The following is a 17818-nucleotide window of genomic DNA, read 5'->3' as shown; positions in this document are numbered from 1 at the left end:
TACTTTTATAATAAGAAAACGGATAAAATACAGACAAAACAGGAGGAATTAATATGTTAAAAGAACTGGTTTCAAAATGCCGTACCTGCCGCCGGTTTTATGAGGATGAAGCGGTTTCCACGAATGACTTAAGGGAGCTGGTGGATTTAGCAAGGCTCACCGCCTCAACAGCCAATTCCCAGGCGCTTAAGTTCCGGCTGTGCAACACTCCGGAAGAAAATACCAAGGTGTTCCATACCCTGAGCTGGGCCGGAGCTCTGCCGGACTGGGACGGCCCTGAAAAGGGGGAACGCCCATCTGCCTACATCATCATTCTGTGCGACTTATCCCTTGGGAAAAATAAGCTGTATGATGATGGGATTACAGCTCAGACCATCATGCTGGGAGCAGTTGAAAAGGGGTATGGCGGATGTATATTGGGGAGTGTGCAAAGAAGCGATCTGGCAGAAGCTCTTTCCATTGATTCTTCCCGGTACTCCATAGACTTAGTCCTTGCCCTTGGGAAACCCAAAGAAAAGGCTGTCATTGTCCCGGTGAAAGAAGACGGAGATATCCGTTATTACCGGGATGAAAATCAGGTACATTATGTTCCAAAAAGAGCCCTTGATGATATCATCATTTAAGCTGAAACAGGAACAGCCCACTCTCTTTCCTCTCTTTAAACTCTTTAGCTAGAGCTTCAGAGAGCATGGAAACTTTTAACTGATCTGAACTTCAGGCTCCTACCGGACAGACGGTGATGCAGCGCATGCAGGAAATGCATGTATCTTCGTCGGTTTGGGACGGAGCCTCGTCACATCCACCTCTTCTGCCTTGGATCCTAGTGCTTCAGCCAGCAGTTCAGAAATCTTTTTGGTTCCACCTCCCTTTCCTCCTTTTTAAAACCTCTGTCCGCATTTAGGGCAGTACTCAAAATCCTCTGTGGTTTCATAGCCGCAGTGGGAACATTGCTTCCGGTTCCAGTCTGAGGTCCTGTGCCCGGACTGTACCAGGGTTAGATCCTGCTCATTAATGTCCACGGTTTCCCCATGTTTAAGTTGTTTCCCCTTTTCCGGGTCCAGTTCGTAAATGGTATTGCAACAGGACATTTGGACGTAATAACGTCTGTCCCATTTTATGATGGGAATGAAAAATATACTGAAATAGCTGTAAGTCATAAATACCTGGTATCTGCCGTAGCCTCCGCACAGACCGCAGATCAATGTCTTGGTGTAATCGAGTACTTTCTTCCCCTGGCTCATACCGCATATAAAGAACATATTATCCTCCTGTAGTTAAATATTGGTTATACCTGTTCACACTATAATCTGAAAGCAGGGTGGCAACGCCGCCACGTAACGCAATGATTGGTTTTATCTGTATGCCATGATACATTACAGTTAGAAAAGGAACAACTGCCCGCAAGGCGGCTGACTGTTATATGTGCAGAAAAACCACCCTATCAACTGCATAGCATCAGGATGGTTTCTATGTACAGCTGCTTACTAAATCAAAAAAAGAATGTAAGCAATAACAAAAGAAGGAGACCAAAGGTCAATAATTTTAACTTTTTTAGCATCACCCTCATCCTTTAAGAATAGAGGCTAATGCACCCCGCAACATGATGTTCCATGATAATATTGTATCACAATTCCAAATGGCTTACAACTCATATATAGCCCATATACTGGTCCCTAAAATGAGCGAAGGCATTGCAGCACGGAATTGATTCACTCATGCTGCAATGCCTTTGTTTAAATCATCTGCTATCCTCTGCGCCTGCTTCTGAACGGCCAAAAAAGGTAAGCAGGTACAACCCGCAAATTCCTACCAGAGCATACACGATTCTTGTAATCCATGTCATGCTGCCGAAAATAAACGACACCAGGTTGAAGTTAAAGAAACCTACCAGCCCCCAGTTTACCGCGCCGATAATGGCTATGGTAAGAGCTGTGTAACTTAATGCTTTATTTCCCATGGTACTACCTCCTTTACTTTCTTTATTATGGAGAAGCTTTCTGGTTTTTATACATTAATTTCCCAAACTATCGATCCTGGCCTTTATTTCATTCTCCCGGTCCTTGAATAAAAGCCGCTCATTATATTGATAATACCGTTCACAATCGTATTCTTTCAAAAATTTAATGCTGTAATATCCGGTATTTAATTCCGTTATAAATACCACCATTTCCTGGCTGTCTCCAAAAGCGGCTTCCATGAAATCAAAGACATGCTCAAGGGCCTTTCCTCCCTCTGCCAAAAGCGTCTCATACCTGGTGTTTTCTTCCTCAAACATCTCCCGTAACCGGCTCCAGGCTGCCTCATTCTCTCCAGTCTCTTCCATTCGGAGGGTTTCTTCATACTTAAGAAGAAGGGCCTCCACATCCCGACGCAAATAATCTTCTCTTCTGTTTAAAAGTCCGGCCTTCCTACTTCTGTCCCAATCTCCATTCCACTGGTCCCTTAAAGCGGCAAGTTGATCTGCCATGGAAGTATCCGGATCGCCGCCTGCTTCCGGGCTTATTTTTTTCAATTCTTCCATTAAGAGGCCGGTTCTGTCTCCCTGATCGGACACAGAGCGGAAGCTCTGACCCAATCTGGACAACAGAAGGCCAATAACATTCAGCTTTTCATCAAAAGGCGCCCGTTTCAACCTGTTGCACAGACTCTCCCTAATGATACCGGACAAGATCTCATCAATCTGGTAGTCATCCCTGTACTTATAGTATAGCTCCAGGTAGTTGGTGAAATCCTTGGCAATCTTAGGAAACTGGATATACTCACCCACCACATCCCGGTCTACCTTTTTGCCCAAACGCTCATAAATTTCAATAAATTTTGATAAGTCTTCCCACCCCCTGGGAGTGGCGAAAAATTTTCCATCAACAGTCGTTTCGATCCGGCAGAAGTATTCGGTTCTGGTATTCAGATAGGAAATGACCGCCAGATGCAGGGCCTGCTCATAAGCATAGGCCTTCCATACCTCAAAATCAGGCTCCACATAGATAAGCTTAATACGGTCTAAGGTCACCACATCAAAATCCCGGACCGACTTGTTATATTCCGGTGGATTTCCAGCCGTCACGATGACCCAGCCTTCGGGAATCCTGTGGTTTCCGAAGGTTTTATACTGGAGAAACTGGAGCATGGTCGGCGCAAGGGTTTCGGACACGCAGTTGATCTCATCAATAAAAAGGATCCCTTCCTTAAGGCCGGTGCTCTCGATCTTATCGTAAATGGAGGCCACGATCTCGCTCATGGTATATTCTGTTACACGGTAGGCATTTCCTCCATATACCTTTTCGTTTATAAAGGGAAGTCCCACTGCACTCTGGCGGGTATGGTGGGTGATGGTATAAGCCACCAGTCCGATCCCGCACTCTCTGGCTACCTGTCCCATGATCTGGGTCTTTCCCACGCCCGGAGGTCCCATGAGTAACACCGGTCTTTGCTGGACCGCGGGTATCTCATAAGCGCCGTATGCATCCTTTAGCAGATAGGCTTCTATGGTATTCTTAATTTCTTCTTTCGCTCGTTTAATATTCATGTTAAAATCTCCTGTCATGTAACTTCCAGATCCTCTTCAGTCAGGATCACCTTCATAGCCCAGCCCGGTACCGAAATGTCCTCATACTGGTCCTTCATAAAGACAAAGGCCGTATCATAGGGCGGCATTTTCACCGGATATATTCCTTTTCCGTCTGTAAAATACAAAAGACCCCGGAGCTTCCTAAAAGCCCCTTTGCTTAAAAGACCGTTCACATATTCGAAAGCCGGCCGGAAATCCGTTCCGCCAAATCCGGATAATGAGAAATGCTCCATATAATCTTCCATCTCTTCCCTGCTTGTGATGGTCACATCAGAGCGGATTTCCTCGTCACACTGGATGATATGGATATTGATCTTTCGAAAATAGCTTTCCGATTCCCCAAGGACGCCATAGGTTTCCTGAAGAAAATGCCGCACCAGATCCCCGGATACGGACATGGATGTATCGATCACGATCACGAAGTCCTCAATTTTATAAACTTCCTTTGTTTCCAGGGGTTCAATAAGGGGCATATTCCGATAAAGAGACATGCCGTAAGTATAAAATACGGGATCAAAGGAATCCGGGTCGATCTCGGCCTCCTCCCTTAACACCGTAAACTTTCTTAAAAACTGCTTGTAATCATATTTTTCCCGGTTTTCTATCCTCACCTGTTCCAGAAGGTTTCTTGACGAATCCTCATTCTTCTCTCCAAAGGACTCCATTTCCGTCTGCATCGTTTCCCGGATGTTCTGCCATTTATTCTGCCGCTCCATCTGAAACCCCGGAGGAGCCTCATCTTCCCAGCGTTCATGGTTGTCCACATAAAATTCTGCCGCCATTCGTCCATATTGCTCCGCGGTCAGATTCATATCCTGAAGCTCTTTATAAATACCTTCAGCCGTAAATACCTTTCTCTTTTCTGCCAGCCTGCCATATACCTCCCTGCGGTAAGGAGTCTGATGCCGGTAAACGGGTTTTACATAAAATCCATCCAATATGGATTCAATGGTGATATCACAGGCCAGGTCCCAGTATTCCTTTTCCCGTTCCCCTTTTCCATTCAAATGGCAGAAAAGGCAGTGGAAAAGCATATGCAGATAGGCCCTGTTCACCAGGGCCCGGCTTCTCTTATATATGGAAAACAAATGCTCCGGCTGATAATAGATCACGAACCCATCTGTCCCAACGCCCTGTCCGGTCCAGTCAGCCTCATACCCAAAGCTGCTTAAGGCCACATCCAGATACCGGAAGCTTAAATAAAGCTCGTTGCGGGCATTGGTAAGGATCTCATGGCCCAGCTCCACCTCTGCCAGCTCATCAAGCTGCCTTTGCCTCACCGGATCAATCATGTTTCCACCCTCTTTCTGTTTTAATTATGTCAGGGAGAATTTCCGTTTCCCTGCAGTAAAGCGCTGGCGGCGGAAATTCATAAGGACACTTAAAAGCTCGGGCTTGTCTGCACTTCCCGCCATATCCACCATTCCGTCAAAATCCTCCTGATTATGGCCGTACTGCACGGCAAGCCAGAGAAAAAGGGCCGGGTCCTTTTCCTCAATCGCCAGTCTCGACGCTCCCATAAAATGCTCCATTAAGTAAGCCTCGTATACCTTCCTGTCCTTTTCAAGCAGTTCCAAAGGAGTATAAAGTCTCCCCAGAACCAGGGCTGCGGTCACCCGCTCCGGTTCCTGCACCAGGATGTGAGGAAACAGCGCGTCGTATTTATGAAACTGAAACTCCGTCTTGTCAAAGCAGTAACGGTACATATGCCCGCAGCCATGCATTTCCCTGAGGATGATTCTGGCTGGCGTATGTTCCACAGACTCCTCAAACATTTCTGGAAATACCAGTCTTGCATTTCCTTTAATGCTATAATAGTTTACATAAAGCTCCTGCCGCAATTCTGCCAGCAGTTCCTTCATGCAGGAGCGTTCTCCGTCGATCAAATGAATATCCAAAAACCGGATCCCCATGCAGCCAGTAAAAAGTCCTGAGCCCACATCAGAGATGGAGCTGAAGCATTCCACCTTTCTTAACTCATAACAGTTATAGAATGCATAATTTCCTATCTTCTTAATCGTACCCGGCAAATATATATCTTTCAGCCCTTCACAGCTTATCTCCGGTGGAATATCCTTTTCTTCTATTTCAATTGGGCTGCCCTCTTCATCGCACAGAAGTATCTCTTTTCCTGCCAATGAAAGCATCTCTTTTTTCCCCCAGCCATCAGAGAATGCATAGGCAGCCAGCTCCGTCACCGGCAGATCCCCGATTTTCTCAGGAATCCGTATGGAACCGTCATATCCCCGGCACCCCAAAATCCGTACATGGTTATCTGTAATCTGATATAAAAACATCCTGAAATCCTCTCCATTAACCGTTTAACATATCAATATAACAGAAGAATGAAAGAAATGCAACGGATTTTGTTTGCAAGCTTTTGTAAACCTCCATAAATCCGTACTTTACCGCTTAAAATCAAGGTTAATGAGACTTTTAACCTCATCAACTACTACCGCTTAAAAACAGTCAAAACCAGGTGTCAACTCGTAAAAATTTCAGATTTACTTTTTAAAAAATTTATACTTTTATTACCTTCATTTTATAATACTTTGTTATCATACTTGTAATAATGGAGGCTAACATATGAAAACTAAATTAACAAATTCGATAGTTAAGGGACACGAAGGCTACGGATCTGGCTCAGGCATTACCGAACTCTATGAATATGAGTGCCCATGCGGAAAAGGCAAAATCTTAGAAGAACACGATAATATTCCTGGTTTCGAAGAGCATGTTGTTAATATTTATTGTAACGATTGCCGCAACAAGTATGAACTTAACACAGACCTTGGTGTCCGCAGTTGGAATTTGAGTGAAAAAGGTTACACTTTTAGATAAATTTTTATTCCTTGACCGAAGCTCAATCTTCGTTCAATATCAGTTTGAATCTACTAATCTCAAGATACAATAACCATCTTTTAGCCCATACCGAGGGCAGTTCTTTAGCACATATTTAACAGACTTCCTTATCACCTGCTATTAACACTGCCTTTCTGCACTTTGCAGTCTTTTGATGATTTTCTCAATCCATTACTCCTCTTTTCATATAAAAACAAATTATCCCACTCTGGATTAGCTATTGGTATGAGCTTAGGCTTGATATATGGATTACTATTTGATAATCTTGCCCTTGGCCTATCATTGGGCTTGTTGTTTGGCTATGCGGGTGATCAGAAGATACTGAAAAAGAAATAAATTCAAATTTTCCCACTTAAAGCGTTTCATCTCACTGTTTCTTTTCTTCCAAAGGCTTAAAGGGCAGTAAAAAACTACCATCTTAATATTGATTGTTGGCAGTTTCATAATTCATTATTTAATTTTTCCACTTACAACGGCATCTGCCTTTTCATAATCCACCTTTCTGACAAAGATAATATATTGATATTCCAACTTCAAATTTTCCCCAAACGTCCCTGTTCTTGCTCTGGAACCTGCATCAAATGGCGATGGACTTTTTCTATTGATCACATTGATAGAATAAGGAATTTTAAATTGGCTCAATAAATCACGAACATCTGCCTGCTTTTTCATGTCGTAAGTACTAATCAACTCTTTACGATTGAATATAGTAATCATCTTATTCCTTCTTTCACTTTTAATACCATATTACTTTTAATGCCATATTACTTTTAATACCATATTACTCTCAAGACTGCTAACTATCAACATTAAGTTTTCAATGAACAATAATTCATTATAACTCTTCCTGATGATATTACCGCGCACACGTTCAGACACACTTATGCCAGCGGTCTAAACAAGGCAGGAGTAGATATTGAGCGAGCACAATACCTTTTAGGGCATGATGATATCTAAGCTGCATTAGATACTTACACCCATTTCGGATATACAGATATAACAATTGATAAGTTGGAAGCTTATAATGATGCAGTCAAAATGCAGCCAGAAAGCAAAGTAATACCCATGAAACACGTATAAACAATGGGTTTCATGGGTATTATCGACATTAGCAAAAGTGCAGCTTACTTTTTTCCGGAAACAGGTAAAATCAGTCTCCAATCTTTTTAATAATAAACATCTGCTCCAGTAACAGCCAGTTTGCCCTGAAAAACTGCATGAGCTGCCAATACCCGGCCCCGGTCAGGTCGAACTCCTTGATTAAGTCAAACTTGGCCTTATAGCTTCTTACATCCTCAAACCAAACCTCATGCTGGATTCCATACTGCCAATAGCGGAAATACGGGGACATGGCAACCTCGTCAAACTGGATCTCCACGCCATGATCAATGGCAATCTGAATCGCTTCTAGGTTATTTATGGTCCTTGCCCTTGTCACCCCTCTCTCAAAAGGCAGCGGCCAGTCATATCCGTAATTGGGGATTCCCAGGCTGATTTTCTCCGTGGGGATCGCTGTCACTGCGTATTCCACCACTCTTCTTACCATGTTGATGGGGGCAACGGCCATTGGGGGACCGAATGTATAACCCCACTCATAAGTCATCAGAAAAACCCGGTTAGCCGCTTCGCCCAAAAGCGCGTAATCAACCCCCTCATACAAAAGTCCTGCCTGTGTGGCCGATGTCTTGGGGGCTAAAGCAACCGTGACTTGATAGCCGAACTGGTTCATGATCAGTGTGGTTCGCCTCACAAGGTCCGCATAGGCCTCGCGGTCAGCCGCCATGATGTATTCAAAATCAAAATCCAGGCCTCCAAAACCCTTTTCTATCATCGTTAGGCCCAGATTCCAGATCAGCCGCTGCTGCACCTCCATATTATGTACAGCTGTAGAGACCAGATTGTTGTTAAAATGCCCGTCAGGACCAAGAGGAGTAAGGGTCAAAATCGGGCGCACTCCAAGCTGCCAGGCTCTTTCAATCATCCAGTCATCCGAACTTATGGGCGGAACCAGATCTCCCTCCATGGTAAATCCATAAGAAAAAACATAAAGATCGGTCAGAAATGGAAGAGTGTTTTCCAGATTATCCGGACTGATGATCGGATATGCATAACCGAACACATAAAGAGGAATCCTTTCTTCCGAAGGGCTTTCATCCCGAATATAAAGTGCCTGGCCTACAGCCAGGCGGTATGGATAACCAATTTGGTTATCAAATATGAGGCTTTGTACCGGAATGCCCTGGGATTCGGCAATGGTGTCCACGCTGTCTCCCCGCTTTACCACATATATTTTCATAGCAGCATCCTTTTACCAGAATTGGTAAAGCATATGATGAAAAAATCCGAAACATGACAGAAACAGACATCATTTCAGGTTTCTTTAGAAAAATGTAATGTGCTTTTTTTATTAGGAAATGAGCAAATGCTTTAAAACCGGGATTTTCCGCTTAAAATCGAGATTCTTGGGACTTTTTATATTACCTGCTACAACCACCTAAATGCAGTCAAAACCGGGTGTCCTGCAGTCAAAATGCAGTCAGAAAATGATATAATTCTATGAATGGGCGGGCCCGAAATTTCGGATACCCGCAGCAATTTGTTGATGAAAGTATTCTGTACTTGTAATATTTTAACAGTAGGTATAATATAATAAAAAAGGCAATCGCCACAGGGTGGTTGGCTAATTAGAAAAGCAAAAACCTTCCCAACCGGCCAAAGTACAGGGAAGGCTTTTTGTATTTAGCGACACGTCAATAAGACGAATGTCAGCAGTGCCAGAAAGAACATGCCAAAAGACATTAAGTCCTTAAAGTCAAAATACTTCATGAGCAACACCTCCACTCTATGTAGAATCGAGGCCTACCATCCTATACACGATTGCCAGCAGTTAGTACCTGCCAGTATAATTATATGTTCCAACTTAAGGGTATACTATTAATAATATCTTACGAATTCCTTTGGGACCCTATTCCGCCAATCCCGGATACTGCAACGCTCCATCCTGATCCGGAGTGAGCGTCACCGGCTCCGTGGTCATTTTGCCTTCACCGTCCAGACAGTAAACCTTTCCGGATTCCGCGATCAGTGTACCTTTGAGCATAACACCATCTGCGTTGAGGTAATACCAGCCGCCCTTATACTTATACCATGTGTTTGTGATCATTATTCCGGTGCCAATAAACCAGTACCACTTGCCCTGATACTGAAACCAATCATTCCGAATCGGCAGGCTGGTATCTCCATTGTAATATCGCCAGCCCCCGTCCTCCTGTTTCCACCCGGATTTCTTTTCCTGTGTAGCCGCAAGGGCCGCCTTAAAGCCGTACCAGGTATGCTTGGTGTGGTTTAATACATAAGGATTTGGACAGATTTTCCCCGTTACATCATGATGACGGATCACCCAGTCCGCATGTATATTATATTTCGCCATCAGCTCCTTGGTCAGCTCTATAGCCTTCTGTACAGTAGCCTCCTCAAAATACCAGTCCCGGCTTGTGTCTGCCAGATTTCCGCTGCTATTTCTTACACACATTTCAATTCCCAGGCTATTTGCATTCCGACATAAGCCGCAACGTTAACATTAGTTAACATTCTACTTGCGGCTGCTTTGGCCGTTTCATCTTTCTTGACATTGATATGCTACCTTGTAAGCCCTAGTGGCGTTAAGATCAATCAGGTACTCATCTGCAAATACTTTCTGTTTGGCCGTTAATGCCATTCACTCTCACTCCTTTCGTCGTTTTGGGTATAGAAAAAGAGACAGCTAAAGCTATCTCTCAATATAATCAAATCTATCCTTTAATTTTTCATAATTCCATATGCATTAAAATTATAAGTTACCCCATCTATCCGGCGTTCTCCTGTTACCATGACTCCTGTATCATTAGTATAGTACCAGTTGTTTCCTACTTGAATCCAACCAATTTTCATATATCCGTTTTCATCAAAAAAATAACGTTTTCCGTCAATTCTAACCCAGCCATTTTTATAATAACTTCCATTTTCCAACTGATACCATTTTCCAATATCATTACTCATCCAGCTTCCCGGCTTTGCTTTTGGATAAGTGTCTTCATAGTAACAATCCGTATTCTCATCATATTCTATAGATGGCTGATTATCTAAATAATTCTGTTCTGCCAGATCTGCATTAATATTTTGTATATCTTCTTCTGTCAATGGTCCAACTTGAGATTCTGGATTATAACGATTTGCAAATGATGTTATGGTAAAACTAGTTGATAGTATCGTTGTCATATAAAATATTCTTTTTATTTGTTTCATACAATCCCCTCCATATTTAACACAAATATTTTAATCATTAATCTACCTTACCTAAGCCTTCTATTGCATTATACACTACCTCATAAAGCCAGGTAATTGTTCTTTACTGGAATATAATATATTGAGTCACACCAAGTATCAATTTAGCTGCATACTATTTCCACTATTAATTCTTTATCTGTTTTTCCCATTGTTATTACTCCTCCCATTTTCTTCCATCATACCACCAGTTCTGATAAAAGAAAAGCCTCCATCTTCCGACAAGTGCTCATGCCAAGCCTCACCACCTCACTTGTGTTTGTTTTTATGTATTAAAAAAGAGACGGGAATAACCGTCTCTCAATCGCATTTATAATAAAAACATCTTTACATTAAATCTTTTAGCAGCAGCACAAACATTATCGTATACCATTATTTGATTCTCTTCTTGTTTCGTAGTATCACCTCCATTTTTAGTTCTGAAAAAATCGCCAAAATATATTGACTTACTTCTGAAAATATTCTATAATTAGGCTGTTAATCAAAATTACTAAAAATTTCCAGACATTTTTCATCGCTATTATTATGCGATTATTTCAGGATGTCAAGGATTTTTTTTGCGGTTTTTAAAGGAGCGCAAAATGGACTTAAAAGAGCGTATCAAAGAATTATGCAAGAAAAATAATATTTCAATGAACCAGCTTGAACAAGAACTTGACTTTGGCAAGGGATATATCAGCAAACTTGGAAAAAGCACGCCTAATGCTACGAAAATACAACAATTAGCTAACCGTTTAGGGGTCACAGTAGATTATCTTATGAATGGAACCGTAGATAGAGATAATAAAGAGCATTACTATGCTAACGAAGAAACCCGTGAAATAGCCCAGGAAATTTTTGAGAATCCTGATCTGCGGTCATTATTCCATGCAGCAAGAGACTTGTCACCCGAAAGACTAAAAGCACACATAGACTTTATGCAGTCTCTGAAACAGCAGGAAGAAAAACATAATGATGAAGGGTGTTGATGTGAATGAACAATCCTTTGCTTACTGAAGCGATAGGGGTATATTTTTTAGATATGAATAGTGGAGTTGAAGAACAAGTGATCTCTAATTGTGATGGTAGCTTTACTATTGTATTAAATTCAAGACTGAACCAGGAGCGGCAAATGCTCGCATACCAGCACGCTCTCTTACATATCGCTAACGATGACTTTAATAAGAAAGACGCTAATTCTGTAGAATTGGCTATGTAACAAGCTTTGTCTAGATATTAAAGAATTAAAATAGCCTATGGCGTTTTAATAAATCAAACTATAGAAAAGGGGAAAAGAGTATGGGAAAAGAAAAACCAACAACAAAAATTTGCAAACACTGCAAGACAGAAATTCCTTATGGAGCTAAAGTCTGCCCGCAATGCCGAAAAAATCAGAAAGGAAAAGGTTGCTTAATTACTGTTGCAGCAGTTATTGTAATTGGCATAATCGGTGCAGCTGCAGGAGGCGGTTCTGGTAATAAGACCATGGAAGTCGCAACAGAAACCACAACAACGAAAACTACAAACGGAATTGCCGAAACAACCGCGGCAGTAGCAAGCATAGAAAATACGTCCATACCTACCGAATACAAATCCGCACTTAAAAAAGCTAAGACTTACGGCGATGCTATGCACATGTCTAAAGCTGGAATTTATAATCAATTAGTATCAGAATACGGTGAAAGATTTTCTCCAGAAGCCGCTCAGTACGCAATTGATAGCGTTGAAATGGATTGGAACGTAAACGCACTGAATAAAGCAAAATCATACAGCGATACAATGCACATGTCGAAAGCGGGAATATACGATCAATTGATATCAGAACACGGAGAAGGGTTTACACCGGAAGAGGCACAATATGCTATTGATCACGTTGAAGCTGATTGGAATGCAAATGCATTAGAAAAGGCCAAGGACTACCAGGGAAGTATGAGTATGTCACCTGCAGCCATTCATGACCAGCTCACTTCTGTGCATGGAGAAAAATTCACACAAGAAGAAGCGGACTACGCTATCGCAAATCTCAATTAATTAGTACACACTAAATAATATAGCAAAAACCGCCCAGCACTCGCAATGCTGAACGGTTTTACATAGATTTTCTCTTACCGGTCATTCCGGAAAGATATTCTCTACCTCATCAGTAGAATTATATCATTTTCGAAACGTCCTGGCAAGGGGCGTATTTTTGTACCAAAAAACAAGTTGTGGCATCACAACTCACGAAAGGAGATGATATTATGGCTTGAGTACACAAAGACAATGGCGGGAAAACGGTATATCCCTATACCGAGCCTTCTACTTCCTGTCTTACTTGAGTATACGTCTAGGCAATCCGGGATTCTATTCAAGTCAAAAACTGGCGGCTATATCGGCCTAGGCTCCTTTAATGGACGATGGAATCAAATCCTTCAGAAACTGCAAGCCGTATCAAAAACACCGTTGCCAAGTGATATCACCGCGCACATCTTCCGGCATACCTACGCAAGCGATCTTTACAAAGCTGGAGTGGATATTAAGCAGGCACAATATCTCTTAGGACACGATGATATAAAAACCACCCTGGACACTTACACTCATTTTGGATACACGGATGTAAAAGTGGATAAACTGGAGTCATACTATAATACAGTCAAAATGCAGTCATATGAAAAGATAGCAGCCTTTAAACACGCATAAATAAAGGGATTCCGAGGTTCATAAAAATGTAATGTGCTTTTTTACAGCCTTCGTTGTATAATATTGAAAAAGGAGGTTTTCGTATGCAAAATATTTTAGTATGTGATGATGACAAACAAATCGTAGAAGCAATTGATATATATTTAACAGGAGAAGGGTTTCATGTGATTAAGGCCTATGACGGCTACGATGCCCTAAAGCTTTTGGAAGAACATGAAATAGATTTAATGATTCTGGATGTGATGATGCCGGGTCTTGACGGGATCCGGACTACTTTAAAGGTCCGTGAGACAAGCAGTATCCCCATCATCATCCTTTCCGCCAAATCCGAAGACACGGATAAGATCCTGGGACTAAACATCGGGGCAGACGATTATATCACCAAGCCATTTAATCCGCTGGAACTGGTTGCAAGGGTAAAATCACAGATGCGCCGCTATACCCAGCTTGGCAATATGAACCAGCAGCCGGCCGGACAGGTGTATAAATGCGGAGGTCTGGCCATTAATGACGACAATAAGGAGGTTTTTGTAGAAGGGGAACTGATTAAACTGACCCCCATTGAATACAACATCCTTCTGCTTCTGGTTAAGAATGAGGGAAAGGTATTTTCCATTGACGAGATCTACGAGCAGATCTGGAATGAAGAAGCCATCGGCGCCGATAACACCGTGGCTGTACACATCCGGCACATCCGGGAAAAGATCGAAATTAACCCAAGAGAACCACGCTATTTAAAAGTGGTATGGGGCGTTGGCTATAAGATTGAGAAACAATAGGAGCGTTTATGAAAAAAAGAAAAGATTTTGCTGCCCTAATGCACATGCTCTTCTCCCTTCTTGTCGTCGTCGGCGTTTCCATCATGTACAGCAATTCCCACTACGGAGAGGGAATCCGCTGGATCAACCATGAAACCTATGAGGACACGCCCGAATTCACCCGTCAGATTAAATCTGATATCGATGATATTTTTAATTATGTAAAATATAAGGAAGTATTTGAGACCAACGGAAAGCTTGACTATTCAAAGCCCATTGTCCGGGTCTTGGAAGGACCGGGAACTACAAAGGAATACACGGTGGATGAGATGATACGAAGGGCTAAATCCCTGGGCTATTATCTGAATGAGCAGTTTAAGGTAAGCGGAGGGCAGCCGTCTGCGGAAGACACTGATTCGTATGTACGGGTGGATTACAGGGCCTATGAACCGGATTTTAAGATAACGGAGCCTGGAGAAGCATTTCTCACCATGGACCAGCTGGCCTATGAGGTGCTGACCCACCTGGGCAACTACTATTCTTTTTATTACCGTTATATCCAGAACCCCAGTAATTTAAAGTTTGAAATTCTCTATCAGAATACTGAGGAGGATTATAAGCTATACAGCAACGTTTCCGGCAAAACCATCAATGACTTTAAGACCATGGGAAGATACCTTTACGTAACAGGAGAGGCACTTTACGTGGATTCCAACTTAACCACAGTTCCCAAGAATGTTTCTTCCCTGCTGGAAAAGATGAATCCTTATAACAACGGCAATTATCATATGACAGTAGCCGTGGATACTTCTTACCCCTATAGGGATGCTTACGCCCTGGCTTCCGCTTCTTATGATCGCATGCGCCTGTTATTTATCACCGGAATGATCAGCCTGTGTCTGGGAATTCTGGGCTGCATGGCTACCCTGTACGCTCTGGTAAGCCTGACCGGCCTGCCTGACAAGGAACAAGGCCGCGGCCCTCTGAGACGGGTCGACCGGCTCCCTGCAGAAAGCTGTCTGCTCCTGTATTTCGGGGCTTCCATCCTTGCCCTGTTACTTGCTAACAAGCTGGCATATAAGATTATCCACCTCTTCTTTGCCGTTGACCAATGGGATTACGCAGAGCTGGCCCTTCGGGTCCTCATTTATTACGCAGCAGGACTGTCCGCTGCTTTAAGCCTTTTAAAACGGTATAAAGCAGGTAATCTCTGGTCCGGAAGCCTTATTTACCGGGGACTTAAAAACTTGTCCCTGTATTTTAAAAACCACCGCTTTACCACACGGATCATGCTTTCATATGCACTGTTCCTGGTCTTTAACATTGCCATGACAATGGCCTTTGCCTTCCTTTTATTTACCTATAAAAGCTTAGAGTCCCGGATCCTTATGGGGGTGGTTGCTTTGCTGCTTTTCAGCCTGGATTTCTGGATCTTCCATCAGATGTACAAAAATGCATGGGAAACGGATCAGATCAATGAGGCCCTTTTTAATATTTCCAGAGGGGACACCACTTATAAGATCGATACCCTGACATTTAACGGAAAAGAACGGGAACTGGCTGAAAACATCAATCACATCAGCACCGGACTGGAAACCGCACTCCAGGAAAAGGTACGGAGCGAGCGCTTAAAGGCGGACTTAATCACCAATGTGTCCCACGATATTAAGACTCCTCTTACATCCATCATAAACTATGTGGATCTTATAAAAAGGGAAAAGATTCAGGATCCAAAGATTCAGGGATACTTAGAAGTTCTGGAACAGAAGTCCCAGCGGTTAAAGACTTTGACAGAAGATCTGGTGGAAGCCTCAAAGGCAAGCTCCGGAAATTTAAAGCTGGAGATTACCAGCATTGATTTTGTAGAGCTCATCCACCAGACCAACGGAGAATTTGAAGAAAAATTTGCCCTCCGCAACCTGGAGCTGGTTTCCACCCTTCCGGATGAGTCCATCCTGATCGAGGCGGACGGCCGGTATCTGTGGCGGGTGCTTGAGAATCTTTATAACAATGCGTTCAAGTATGCCATGGAACACAGCCGGGTATACGTAGATATTACCGTAGAAGAGAACATGGCGGTTTTCACCATGAAGAATATATCCCAAAGCCCGTTAAACATCAACGCGAACGAGCTGACCGAGCGCTTTGTCAGGGGGGATGTTGCCCGGACCACGGAAGGAAGCGGATTGGGGATCTCCATCGCTAAAAGCCTGGCCGAACTTCAGGACGGGGAATTAAGGCTTTACATTGACGGAGATCTATTTAAAGCAGGTTTGGCCTTCCCTATCAAGAAATAAGCCGTATCCTCTCCCACTTTCCCGTTAAATACCGGATGAATGATATAATATAATTGGCTGTCCAGCCCATTGGAACCGCAAACCAAACGGCCTGGACGCCAATAATGGGAGCGAACACAGCCGCTACCGACACCCGGATCGCCAGATTTACCAGATTGGCGACAGTAAATACCATCACATCTCCTGCACCGCGCAAAAGCCCGTCTGTGGTCGCCTTGAAGCCAATGCAGATATAGAAGAATGAAATGAACCGGATATAATCCATGCCTGTCTGAAATGCAGTCTCTGCACTGCCTTCATTTAAAAAGCTTCGTATAAACCAATCTCCCCAAGTCTCCATGATAACACATATGATAACTGCAAAAATCCCTACCATAAGATAGCAGTAACGGTAGCCTGTTTTTACCCGTTCTGTCTTTCCTGCACCTATGTTCTGTGCGGTGTAGGTGGACATGGCATTACCCAGGGCAAGCATGGGAACAATACAGATGGATTCAATCCTGGTTCCTGCCGCAAAGCCCGCCATGACCGCAGAACCAAATACATTGACAACGGACTGGACGAGAAGCATTCCGATATGGACAATGGACTGCTGAAGGGTGGAGGGAATGGCGACCTGCATCATACGGAGCATCATATTCCAGTCATAAAGCCGAAACGGCTCTGTTGTCTCATACCCTTTTAACCGCTTCATCAAAACGAGAAAGGACATGACCGCTGAAAGCCCCTGGGCTATCAAAGTGGCGATCGCCACACCGGCTACCCCCATGAAAAACTGGGTCACGAACAGAAGATCCAGCACTACGTTTAATAGAGAGGAAAAGACCAGCAGATATAAGGGAGTCTTTGAATCTCCCAGGGCCTGAAAAACAGAAGCCTGCACATTATACATGAATAAGAAGGGCAATCCTATAAAATAAATGCCCAGATACACCGAGGCATCATAAAATACATTCTCCGGGGTGTTCATGAAGCTTAAAATCCGGTGATTAAAAAGAAGCCCCAGACCGCCCAGTATCACTCCTATGGACAAAAAATTGATAAGAGTGGTGGATATGGCGGTTTTCATGTTTCCGGTCTGTTTTGCCCCTAAAAACTGGGACACTACCACGGAACTGCCGATACCGCCTCCTACTGCGATGGCAATAAACACGTTTGTGATGGAATAGGAGGCACCTACCGATGCCAGAGCCTCTTCCCCCACAAACCGTCCGACCACCACAGAGTCTATGATGTTATAAAACTGCTGAAATAAATTTCCAAGAATCATGGGAAGGGCAAAGAGCAAAAGGGCCCTTCCCGGTGAATCAGTTACCATATTAATTGCTTTTTTCTGTGTTTTCATACTCATT

The 17818-nt window shown here is 43.1% G+C and carries 22 protein-coding genes; 10 read left to right on the top strand and 12 right to left on the bottom strand.

Annotation, left to right across the window (positions count from 1 at the left end; genetic code table 11):
• The first annotated feature begins 53 nt into the window (after positions 1-53).
• Positions 54-623, top strand: coding sequence for a nitroreductase family protein (locus AC27IJ_RS22470; protein WP_312502409.1), 570 nt, complete (start codon positions 54-56; stop codon positions 621-623).
• A 91-nt stretch (positions 624-714) separates the two neighbouring features.
• Here AC27IJ_RS22470 and AC27IJ_RS22465 read toward each other — a convergent pair whose 3' ends face one another.
• The 6 genes from AC27IJ_RS22465 to AC27IJ_RS22440 all read right to left on the bottom strand — a co-directional run bounded on the left by AC27IJ_RS22465 (position 715) and on the right by AC27IJ_RS22440 (position 5865).
• Complete coding sequence (locus AC27IJ_RS22465; protein ID WP_442913803.1) at positions 715-819, bottom strand: 4Fe-4S binding protein; 105 nt, start codon at positions 817-819, stop codon at positions 715-717.
• A 59-nt stretch (positions 820-878) separates the two neighbouring features.
• Positions 879-1259, bottom strand: a complete 381-nt coding sequence (locus AC27IJ_RS22460) for a zinc ribbon domain-containing protein (protein WP_312440924.1) — start codon at positions 1257-1259, stop codon at positions 879-881.
• A 479-nt stretch (positions 1260-1738) separates the two neighbouring features.
• Positions 1739-1957: a DUF378 domain-containing protein gene (locus AC27IJ_RS22455; protein ID WP_312440923.1), complete on the bottom strand. Its 219-nt coding sequence runs from the start codon at positions 1955-1957 to the stop codon at positions 1739-1741.
• Positions 1958-2011: 54 nt separating this feature from the next.
• Positions 2012-3526 (bottom strand): ATP-binding protein, encoded by a 1515-nt coding sequence (locus AC27IJ_RS22450; RefSeq protein ID WP_313258205.1) that lies wholly within the window; start codon positions 3524-3526, stop codon positions 2012-2014.
• Positions 3527-3540: 14 nt separating this feature from the next.
• The gene (locus AC27IJ_RS22445) at positions 3541-4860 is read right to left on the bottom strand and encodes a vWA domain-containing protein (protein ID WP_312440921.1); all 1320 of its coding nucleotides are present in this window, start codon (positions 4858-4860) and stop codon (positions 3541-3543) included.
• A 24-nt stretch (positions 4861-4884) separates the two neighbouring features.
• On the bottom strand, positions 4885-5865 hold the full coding sequence (locus AC27IJ_RS22440) for a leucine-rich repeat protein (RefSeq protein WP_487150883.1): 981 nt from the start codon (positions 5863-5865) through the stop codon (positions 4885-4887).
• A 289-nt stretch (positions 5866-6154) separates the two neighbouring features.
• Between AC27IJ_RS22440 and AC27IJ_RS22435 the strand changes: the two genes are divergently transcribed.
• Together AC27IJ_RS22435 and AC27IJ_RS22430 are read left to right on the top strand one after the other, a co-directional pair.
• On the top strand, positions 6155-6409 hold the full coding sequence (locus AC27IJ_RS22435) for a hypothetical protein (protein WP_312440919.1): 255 nt from the start codon (positions 6155-6157) through the stop codon (positions 6407-6409).
• Between the two features lie 162 nt (positions 6410-6571).
• Positions 6572-6766, top strand: coding sequence for a glycine zipper domain-containing protein (locus AC27IJ_RS22430; RefSeq protein WP_487150880.1), 195 nt, complete (start codon positions 6572-6574; stop codon positions 6764-6766).
• A 114-nt stretch (positions 6767-6880) separates the two neighbouring features.
• Here AC27IJ_RS22430 and AC27IJ_RS22425 read toward each other — a convergent pair whose 3' ends face one another.
• Positions 6881-7147 carry a hypothetical protein gene (locus AC27IJ_RS22425; protein ID WP_487150878.1) on the bottom strand — a complete coding sequence of 89 codons (267 nt, stop codon included), beginning with the start codon at positions 7145-7147 and terminating at the stop codon, positions 6881-6883.
• Between the two features lie 117 nt (positions 7148-7264).
• Here AC27IJ_RS22425 and AC27IJ_RS22420 point away from each other — a divergent pair, with 117 nt between their 5' ends.
• A complete protein-coding gene (locus AC27IJ_RS22420) occupies positions 7265-7387 on the top strand; it encodes a tyrosine-type recombinase/integrase (RefSeq protein WP_487151290.1) in 123 nt (40 codons plus the stop codon).
• A 193-nt stretch (positions 7388-7580) separates the two neighbouring features.
• Here AC27IJ_RS22420 and AC27IJ_RS22415 read toward each other — a convergent pair whose 3' ends face one another.
• The 4 genes from AC27IJ_RS22415 to AC27IJ_RS22400 all read right to left on the bottom strand — a co-directional run bounded on the left by AC27IJ_RS22415 (position 7581) and on the right by AC27IJ_RS22400 (position 10714).
• A complete protein-coding gene (locus tag AC27IJ_RS22415) occupies positions 7581-8726 on the bottom strand; it encodes a glycosyl hydrolase family 18 protein (protein ID WP_312440916.1) in 1146 nt (381 codons plus the stop codon).
• 669 nt (positions 8727-9395) lie between these two features.
• The gene (locus AC27IJ_RS22410; RefSeq protein ID WP_487150876.1) at positions 9396-9962 is read right to left on the bottom strand and encodes a hypothetical protein; all 567 of its coding nucleotides are present in this window, start codon (positions 9960-9962) and stop codon (positions 9396-9398) included.
• An 84-nt stretch (positions 9963-10046) separates the two neighbouring features.
• Positions 10047-10148 carry a terminase small subunit gene (locus AC27IJ_RS22405; RefSeq protein WP_331655612.1) on the bottom strand — a complete coding sequence of 34 codons (102 nt, stop codon included), beginning with the start codon at positions 10146-10148 and terminating at the stop codon, positions 10047-10049.
• A gap of 80 nt (positions 10149-10228) precedes the next feature.
• The gene (locus AC27IJ_RS22400) at positions 10229-10714 is read right to left on the bottom strand and encodes a hypothetical protein (RefSeq protein WP_487150873.1); all 486 of its coding nucleotides are present in this window, start codon (positions 10712-10714) and stop codon (positions 10229-10231) included.
• Between the two features lie 620 nt (positions 10715-11334).
• On the opposite strand from AC27IJ_RS22400, the gene AC27IJ_RS22395 reads away from it, so the two are divergent.
• From AC27IJ_RS22395 to AC27IJ_RS22370, 6 genes are all read left to right on the top strand, one after another.
• Positions 11335-11721 (top strand): helix-turn-helix domain-containing protein, encoded by a 387-nt coding sequence (locus AC27IJ_RS22395; protein WP_312440913.1) that lies wholly within the window; start codon positions 11335-11337, stop codon positions 11719-11721.
• 5 nt (positions 11722-11726) lie between these two features.
• Complete coding sequence (locus AC27IJ_RS22390; protein ID WP_312440912.1) at positions 11727-11951, top strand: hypothetical protein; 225 nt, start codon at positions 11727-11729, stop codon at positions 11949-11951.
• Positions 11952-12031: 80 nt separating this feature from the next.
• Complete coding sequence (locus tag AC27IJ_RS22385) at positions 12032-12763, top strand: Ltp family lipoprotein (RefSeq protein ID WP_312440911.1); 732 nt, start codon at positions 12032-12034, stop codon at positions 12761-12763.
• A 201-nt stretch (positions 12764-12964) separates the two neighbouring features.
• The gene (locus AC27IJ_RS22380) at positions 12965-13411 is read left to right on the top strand and encodes a tyrosine-type recombinase/integrase (protein WP_313256734.1); all 447 of its coding nucleotides are present in this window, start codon (positions 12965-12967) and stop codon (positions 13409-13411) included.
• A gap of 83 nt (positions 13412-13494) precedes the next feature.
• On the top strand, positions 13495-14190 hold the full coding sequence (locus tag AC27IJ_RS22375; RefSeq protein WP_312440910.1) for a response regulator transcription factor: 696 nt from the start codon (positions 13495-13497) through the stop codon (positions 14188-14190).
• A gap of 8 nt (positions 14191-14198) precedes the next feature.
• Entirely contained in the window at positions 14199-16466 is a 2268-nt protein-coding gene (locus AC27IJ_RS22370) for a sensor histidine kinase (RefSeq protein WP_487150870.1), read from the top strand.
• Here the strand turns inward: AC27IJ_RS22370 and AC27IJ_RS22365 are convergent.
• Positions 16456-17817 (bottom strand): MATE family efflux transporter, encoded by a 1362-nt coding sequence (locus AC27IJ_RS22365; RefSeq protein WP_312440908.1) that lies wholly within the window; start codon positions 17815-17817, stop codon positions 16456-16458. The two genes, AC27IJ_RS22370 and AC27IJ_RS22365, sit on opposite strands and share 11 nt — an antisense overlap.
• Position 17818: the final 1 nt, after the last annotated feature.

It is taken from the genome of Lacrimispora sp. YZC11 (assembly GCF_057543815.1).
This window is presented reverse-complemented; position numbering and strand designations above follow the sequence as displayed.